A 7,194-nucleotide genomic window follows, 5' to 3' on the forward strand; every position below is an offset into this window, starting at 1 on the left:
GGCGGCGGCGCGGCCAGCGCATGCGCGACGCGCGTGCCGGCGCCGGCGCGCGACTCGAGAAAGCCTTCGGCGACGAGCTGCGCATACGCGTCGACGACGGTGCCGCGTGCGACCTGCAGCGATGCCGCCAGCAGACGCGTGGACGGCAGCGTGTCGCCGGGCCGGACGTCGCCGCGACGCACGGCTTCGCGCAGCGCCTGCGCGAGCTGGCGGCTCAGGTCGCCGGTCGCGCGATCGAGCGCGCCGAGCGACGGGATGTCCACGATCCGCGCCGTTCTTGCCATGATTCTGGTCTACCAAAATTGTTCGAAACCGGCTCTACAGCATAAACCAGTTTGCAGCCACAATCGGCGCATTGCGCAAGCCGCGCGACGGGCGTGCCGTGAGCCGCATCCCGCCGGCCCGCGCGTCGTCCGAAGAATCCTGTCCGATCGTGGAGCCGCCGCATGTATGTCCCTGCCGATTTCGCCGAATCCCGCCCCGACGTGCTGCGCGAGCTGATCGTGCGCCATCCGTTCGGCAGCCTGATCACGCACGGCAAAGACGGGCTCGACGCGAACCACCTCCCGTTCGAATGGCTGCCCGGCGACGGCGGCCTCGGCGAGCTGCACGCGCATGTCGCGCGCGCGAATCCGGTGTGGCAGGCGGTCGCGAACGGCGACGACGTGCTCGTGATCTTCCACGCGGGCGACGCATACATCTCGCCGAACTGGTATCCGAGCAAGCATGCGACGCACCGCCAGGTGCCGACGTGGAACTACGTGGTCGTGCATGCGCACGGCCGCATTACGGTGCGCGACGACGAGAAGTTCGTGCGCGGTGTCGTCGCGCGGCTCACGCGCACGCACGAGGCATCGCAGCCGGTGCCGTGGAAGATGGGCGACGCGCCGTCCGACTATCTCGAGGCGATGCTGCAATCGATCGTCGGCCTGCAGATCGAGATCACGCGGCTCGTCGGCAAGCGCAAGCTCGGGCAGAACAAGGCGGCCGCCGATATTCGGGGCGCAGGCGAAGCGCTGGTCGCGAGCGGGAACGTCGCGATCGGCGGCGCGATGCTCGCGGCGGCCGACGCGAAACGCGAATGACGCGTTCGCCGATCACGGACGGGCATCGGCCGCAAGCGCTCATGCACGTGCTGGTGCACGCGGGCGCGGGCGACGCTACTGCGTGCGCGTCGCGTCCTTCGCACGTTCGCCGGCTTGCGCCAGCGCGGCCCGAATCGCGGCCTCCGTCTTGTCGTACGCGCCTTCGCCGTACCGCGTATAGACGATCTTGCCGTTCGCATCGATCAGATACAGCGCGGGCCAGTACTGGTTGCCGTACGCGCGCCACGTATCGTAACGGTTGTCCTGCGCGACCGGATAGCGGATGCCGAAGCGCGCAATCGCGTCGGCGACGTTTTTCGCGTCGCGTTCGAACGGATACTCGGGCGTATGCACGCCGACGACGACGAGCCCACGATCGCGGTATTTCCGGTACCAGTCGTTGACGTACGGAATCGTATGAATGCAGTTGATGCACGAGTACGTCCAGAAGTCGACGAGCACGACCTTGCCGCGTAACTGGTCGAGCGTGAGCGGCGCGCTGTTGTGCCAGCGGTCGATGCCGGCGAACTCGGGCGCGCGCGAGCCGGCGAACGAGGCCATCGTGCCCGCCTCGTCGCGTGTGCCGGCGAACGCGGCGAGGCCGGCCGTGGCGGCGAGGGCGATCACGAAGGCGGCGGTCCTGAATCGGGGCAGCATGGCGTTTCTCCGGTGCGGCCGGCTGCTGCGCGCGGGCGCCGGCCGGTCGGGTTGCGATAGCCGTCATTGGGCCGCTGCGACGTATCTGCGATGTGTCCGGCGAGCCGCGCGTGTGCAATGTTGTGTGTCGCGACGGCGGCGCGATACAGTGCGATACAAACGCGCCGGTTCGCCGCGGTATAAAGGCGGACATCGCCCCGCCGCCCTTCACGAGTACGACACCGATCCATGGACAAGCCCGACCACGTGCTGATCGTCGACGACGATCGCGCCATTCGCGAACTGATCGCGGACTATCTCGAGAAGAACGGCATGCGCGTGTCGCTGGCCGCGAACGGGCGCGAGATGCGCAGCGTGCTCGACAACGGCGCGCCCGACCTGATCGTGCTCGACCTGATGCTGCCGGGCGAGGACGGCCTGGCGCTGTGCCGCGATCTGCGCGCCGGCAAATTCCGCACGGTGCCGGTGCTGATGCTGACCGCGCGCAGCGAGGAAACCGACCGGATCGTCGGCCTCGAAATGGGTGCGGACGACTATCTCGCGAAGCCGTTCGCGGTGCGCGAACTGCTCGCGCGGATCCGTTCGGTGCTGCGCCGCGCGCGGATGCTGCCGCCCGGCATGCAGGTGACGGAGACGGCCGGCATGCTCGCGTTCGGCGAATGGCGGCTCGACACGACAGGGCGCCATCTGCTCGATGCGGAAGGTACGCTCGTCGCGCTGAGCGGCGCCGAATACCGGTTGCTGCGCGTATTTCTCGATCATCCGCAGCGCGTGCTGACGCGCGATCAATTGCTGAATCTCACGCAGGGCCGCCAGTCGGATCCGTTCGACCGCTCGATCGACCTGCTCGTGAGCCGGCTGCGCCAGCGACTGCGCGACGGCGCGCGCGAGCCGCGCTACATCAAGACGCTGCGCAACGAAGGCTACGTGTTCTCGTCGGCCGTCACCGCGATCGAAGGCACATCGTGAACGCGCGCATCCCGTGGCATTGGCCGCGCTCGCTGTTTGCGCGGCTCGCGCTGATTCTGTGCGTGGGGCTCGCGCTCGCGCAGACGCTGTCGTTCTGGCTCACCGTCACCGAACGCGATCAGGCGACGACCAACCTGATGATGGGCTACATCGAGCGCGAAGTCGCGAGCTCGGTCGCGCTGCTCGATCATCTGCCGCCCGACGAGCGCGCCGCGTGGCTGCCGCGTCTCGCGCGACGCAGCTATACGTTCATCCTCGGGCCCGGCGAGACCGGCACGCCGCCGGAGGCGCGGCTGTCGGCGCGCGTCGAGCGGTCGATCTCGGACGGCATCGGCGGCCGGTATCCGCTGACCGCGAACGCGATTCCCGGCGATCGCGAACATCTGCAAGTGCATCTGCGGCTGAGCGACGGCTCGCCGCTCACGATCGACATTCATCCGATGTCGACGGTGCCGCTGTCCGACTGGCTGCCGGTCGTGCTCGCGCTGCAGCTCGCGGTGCTGGCCGCGTGCTGCTGGCTCGCGGTGCGGCTCGCGACGCGGCCGCTCAAGCAGCTCGCACTCGCCGCCGACGCGCTCGGCCCCGACCTGAAGGGCGAGCGGCTCAGCGAGGACGGACCGTCCGAAGTCGCACGCGCGGCGCGCGCATTCAACGCGATGCAGGATCGCATCGCGCAGTACATGACCGAACGGATGCAGATCCTCGCATCGATCTCGCACGATCTGCAGACGCCGATCACGCGGATGCGACTGCGCGTCGACGTGATGGACGACGATGCGCAAGGAGCGAAGCTGCGGCAAGACCTGATCGAGATGGAGCATCTGGTGAAGGAGGGCGTCGCGTATGCGCGTACGCTGCACGGCTCCGACGAGGCGGCGCGCCGCATCGATCTCGATGCGCTGCTCGACAGCATCGTCTGCGATTACGTCGATGCGGGGCAGGACGTCGCGCTGCACAGCCGCGCGCCGCTTGCGCTCGTCACGCGGCCGAAGGCGCTGCGCCGGATCGTCGGCAATCTCGTCGACAACGCGCTGAAGTTCGCGGGTGCAGCCGAGATCGACGTGCAGCCGGCGCCGGACGGCGGCGCGGTGATCGTCGTGCGCGACCGCGGGCCCGGCATTCCGGACGATCAGCTCGACGCGGTGTTCGAACCGTTCCGCCGTGTGGAGACGTCGCGCAATCGCGAGACGGGCGGCACGGGCCTCGGCCTCGCGATCGCGCGCCAGCTCGCGCTCGCGATGGGCGGCACGCTGACGCTGAGCAATCGGCAGGATGGCGGTGGCGGGCTCGATGCGCGGCTGACGCTCGTGAATGCGGCGGCGTAGCGAACGCATGGCGTGTGGCCGGTCGCTTTAGCGTTCCGGCGCGGCGCGGCCGCGTCGCGCGTGCGGGAACAGAGGGGCGACAGGCCTTCGGATGGCGTTTGCGCGTATCAGCAGCGGCCAGTGCGCAGCGCGACGGTCCAGTCGTCGCGCCCGCGCGCCGCTGCCGTCGCGGCGGCGGTGTCCCAGTCGTAGTCGACCGTATGGAATTCGGCGTGCCAGCCGGCCGCCGTGCGCGACACCATCGCGTAGCGCGCATGCGGCGTGCCGTTTTCGATCCGGTGCGGATGCGGATGATCGTCCGCGTACGCCTGCAATCCGACGCTGCCGGGATTCACGATCAGCCGGCCGTCTTCGAGTGTCGCGGCGCGCGGCACGTGCGTGTGGCCGCACAGGATCAGCGACGCCGTTTCGTTGCCCGCGCGTTGCGCGATCTCGTCCGGCGTCGCCGCGCGGCAGCCGTCGGGCGTCACCGTTTCGAGGAAATAGACGAGGTCGCTGGCCGGCGTGCCGTGCACCATCAGCACGTCGTCGTCGAGCATCAGCCGCGGCGGCAGCGCGGCGATCCACGCCAGATGCGCATCGCGCAGCGTGTCGCGCGCCCAGCGATCGGACAGCCGCAGCGATTCGCGATCGTCGCTCAGCAACTGCCGCTCGTGATTGCCCTTGATCGTCGGCAGGTCGAGCGCGATCAGCCGGTCGGCCGTTTCGGCCGGATGCAGCGCGCCCGACACGATGTCGCCGAGATTCACGATCACGTCGGCGCCGCGGCGGCGGATGTCCGCGAGCACCGCGTCGAGCGCGGCGAGGTTGCCGTGGATGTCGGATAGCGCGGCGATTTTCATGGCAGGCGTCGGAAAGGGGGGCGCGACGATTGTCGCGAATTCGGCGTGTGCCGTCCAATCGGCGATGCGGGCGATGCCAGGCAGCGACTGCGCTGCGCTCAGGCGGTGTCGGTTGCGAGGCGGGCGTACATCGCGAAATCGCCCGGCACGCCTCGCACCATCCTGTACGCGCGCAGCAGCCCTTCGTAGCGGTAGCCGCATTTTTCCAGCACGCGCGCAGAGCGTATGTTGTCGGTCAGCACGACGCCCTGCATGCGCATGAAGCCGCCTTCGGCGAATGCCCAGGCCGTCACGCTCGCACACACTGCACGCGCGATGCCGCGGCCCCAATGCGTGGGCGCGAGGTCGTACGCGATTTCGGCGCAACGGTTGGCCGTGGAGACCGTATGCAGCCCAATCGTTCCGACGAGGGCGCCCGAAGCGTCGTCGACGATCGCGAGCCGGCGAATCGAATCGGGATCGGACGACTCGAGGCCGTCGAACAAGGGCAGCAAATCGTTGCGCGAACGCAAATTCCAGCTCGTGTGGCGGACGACGTCCGGCATCGACAGGTAGGCGAACCATGCGTCGAGGTCGGCGCGGTCGAGTTGCCTGACGGACAGGCCCGGAAAGCCGGAAGCGGGCGGCGTGTCGATCTTCATTTCATCGCGCCCGTTTCGAGCGACGCCATGCGCACGCTTGCGGCCCGGCGCGGCACCGCACAGGCTGAACGTCCGGCCGCGGCCGGCGGAGTCGTTGCTTGCATGAACGGCGCTCCACTCGCTGGTATGGGGCGATTATCGATCCTCCGTTAGCCCCGGGCGCATTTCTGCCGCGCCGCAGACTATCTCTATTTTCGAAATAAACTTTTTCATTATTGCCCTTTCGACGGGAACCGGTTCCAACTACGATGGCGGCCGCACCGGGCATGCCCGATGCGCCATCGCGCGCGCCTGCGCGCGTCGATGCGTGCGGCACGCCGGCGGCTCGCAGCGCCGCGCGACTACTCGCCGGCCGTCCGCCCCGGGCGGCCGAACACAGCTACAACAACGGGCCCGAGCCCGGAGACATCACAATCATGAACAAGCAACTGATCGCAGCGCCGCTGCTCCTCTCGCTCGCGGGCCTCGCATCCGCGCAAAGCTCCGTCACGCTGTACGGGATCGTCGATGCGGGCGTGACGTATCGCAGCAACGAACGCGTCGGCACGCCGGGCGCGTACACCGGGCACTCGAACGTCGGCTTGACGACCGGCAACCTGTCCGGCAGCCGCTGGGGCATCAAGGGCAGCGAGGATCTCGGCGGCGGCCTGCGCGCGCTGTTCGTGCTCGAGAACGGTTTCGACATCACGAACGGCACGTCCGGGCAAGGCGGACGCCAGTTCGGCCGGCAGGCGTTCGTCGGCGTCGGGAGCGACCGTTACGGCTCGATCACGCTCGGCCGCCAGTACACGTCGCTCGACGACTTCGTGAGCCCGGTCGGCCCGTCGTCGTTCATCGGCGGCTTCGGCGCGCATCCGGGCGACATCGACGATCTCGACCAGACCGCGCGCGTCGACAGCTCGATCAAGTACACGAGCGCGAACTATGCGGGCTTCACGTTCGGCGCGCTGTACGGCTTCGGCGGCCAGCCGGGCAGCATGAAGCAGCGCAATACGTGGAGCGTCGGCGCGGCCTATGCGGCGGGGCCGCTGCGTGTGGGCGTCGGCTACGAGCGTTCGGACAACAGCAAGACGGGCGCGACCGACACGACGCTCGGCAAGTGGCAGAGCACCGACGACGGCCTGTTCAACTCGTCGATCAACGAAGGCTATGCGAGCGCGCAATCGCAGCACATCATCGCGACCGGCGCGACGTACGACTTCGGGCCGGCGGTGGTCGGCGTGAACTACAGCAACGTGCAGTACCGCAGCGGCGACCGCTCGCTGTTCAGCGGCCACGCGACGTTCAACGTGGCCGGCGTGTTCGCGCGCTGGAACGTGCGCCCGCAGACGCAGCTGTTCGCGGGCTACAGCTACACGCGCGGCAGCGACGTCGACGGCATCGACGATCGCGCGCAGTACCACAACGTGACGCTCGGCGCCGTCTACGACCTGTCGAAGCGCACCAGCGTCTATCTGCTCGGCGCGTACCAGCATGCGTCGGGGATGACGCTCGACGCGCTCGGCCGGCCGGTGGCCGCGACCGCGTCGGTGTCGGACAAGGCGAACGGCCATTCGTCCGATACGCAGTCTCAGGCGATCGTCAGCCTCGGGTTGCGTCAGCGGTTCTGACGCGGCGCGTAGCGTCCAACCCTTCCGATCGCCGGCGTGGCGGGGCTCGTCGACACGAGCCGCGC

The 7,194-nt window shown here is 68.8% G+C and carries 8 protein-coding genes; 4 read left to right on the forward strand and 4 right to left on the reverse strand.

Annotated features, from left to right (window positions below; genetic code table 11):
* On the reverse strand, positions 1 to 284 hold a 284-nt coding region (locus HMPREF3115_RS13045; protein ID WP_141751675.1), incomplete at its 3' end, for a GntR family transcriptional regulator.
* 162 nt (positions 285 to 446) lie between these two features.
* Here HMPREF3115_RS13045 and HMPREF3115_RS13050 point away from each other — a divergent pair.
* Entirely contained in the window at positions 447 to 1,085 is a 639-nt protein-coding gene (locus tag HMPREF3115_RS13050; RefSeq protein WP_006405940.1) for an FMN-binding negative transcriptional regulator, read from the forward strand.
* Between the two features lie 75 nt (positions 1,086 to 1,160).
* On the opposite strand, the gene HMPREF3115_RS13055 is transcribed toward HMPREF3115_RS13050, so the two are convergent.
* Positions 1,161 to 1,742, reverse strand: a complete 582-nt coding sequence (locus HMPREF3115_RS13055) for a thioredoxin family protein (protein WP_006410104.1) — start codon at positions 1,740 to 1,742, stop codon at positions 1,161 to 1,163.
* 228 nt (positions 1,743 to 1,970) lie between these two features.
* Between HMPREF3115_RS13055 and HMPREF3115_RS13060 the strand changes: the two genes are divergently transcribed.
* A complete protein-coding gene (locus HMPREF3115_RS13060; RefSeq protein WP_070554664.1) occupies positions 1,971 to 2,711 on the forward strand; it encodes a response regulator in 741 nt (246 codons plus the stop codon).
* Positions 2,708 to 4,036 (forward strand): ATP-binding protein, encoded by a 1,329-nt coding sequence (locus HMPREF3115_RS13065; protein WP_006396260.1) that lies wholly within the window; start codon positions 2,708 to 2,710, stop codon positions 4,034 to 4,036. Before HMPREF3115_RS13060 ends, HMPREF3115_RS13065 begins: the two co-directional genes overlap by 4 nt.
* Positions 4,037 to 4,143: 107 nt before the next feature.
* Here HMPREF3115_RS13065 and HMPREF3115_RS13070 read toward each other — a convergent pair whose 3' ends face one another.
* On the reverse strand, positions 4,144 to 4,878 hold the full coding sequence (locus tag HMPREF3115_RS13070) for a metallophosphoesterase family protein (RefSeq protein ID WP_070554666.1): 735 nt from the start codon (positions 4,876 to 4,878) through the stop codon (positions 4,144 to 4,146).
* A gap of 98 nt (positions 4,879 to 4,976) precedes the next feature.
* Complete coding sequence (locus HMPREF3115_RS13075) at positions 4,977 to 5,519, reverse strand: GNAT family N-acetyltransferase (protein WP_012216409.1); 543 nt, start codon at positions 5,517 to 5,519, stop codon at positions 4,977 to 4,979.
* Positions 5,520 to 5,935: 416 nt separating this feature from the next.
* Here HMPREF3115_RS13075 and HMPREF3115_RS13080 point away from each other — a divergent pair, with 416 nt between their 5' ends.
* Positions 5,936 to 7,129 (forward strand): porin, encoded by a 1,194-nt coding sequence (locus tag HMPREF3115_RS13080; protein ID WP_070554676.1) that lies wholly within the window; start codon positions 5,936 to 5,938, stop codon positions 7,127 to 7,129.
* Positions 7,130 to 7,194: the final 65 nt, after the last annotated feature.

Source organism: Burkholderia sp. HMSC10F09 (assembly GCF_001806955.1).
GTDB lineage: Bacteria > Pseudomonadota > Gammaproteobacteria > Burkholderiales > Burkholderiaceae > Burkholderia > Burkholderia multivorans.

What these genes read in the sequence shown, in the direction of transcription:
- HMPREF3115_RS13050 (WP_006405940.1), top strand. Translation starts at nt 447, where the DNA reads ATGTATGTCCCTGCCGATTTCGCCGAATCCCGCCCCGACGTGCTGCGC.
- HMPREF3115_RS13055 (WP_006410104.1), bottom strand. Translation starts at nt 1,742, where the DNA reads ATGCTGCCCCGATTCAGGACCGCCGCCTTCGTGATCGCCCTCGCCGCC.
- HMPREF3115_RS13060 (WP_070554664.1), top strand. Translation starts at nt 1,971, where the DNA reads ATGGACAAGCCCGACCACGTGCTGATCGTCGACGACGATCGCGCCATT.
- HMPREF3115_RS13070 (WP_070554666.1), bottom strand. Translation starts at nt 4,878, where the DNA reads ATGAAAATCGCCGCGCTATCCGACATCCACGGCAACCTCGCCGCGCTC.
- HMPREF3115_RS13075 (WP_012216409.1), bottom strand. Translation starts at nt 5,519, where the DNA reads ATGAAGATCGACACGCCGCCCGCTTCCGGCTTTCCGGGCCTGTCCGTC.
- HMPREF3115_RS13080 (WP_070554676.1), top strand. Translation starts at nt 5,936, where the DNA reads ATGAACAAGCAACTGATCGCAGCGCCGCTGCTCCTCTCGCTCGCGGGC.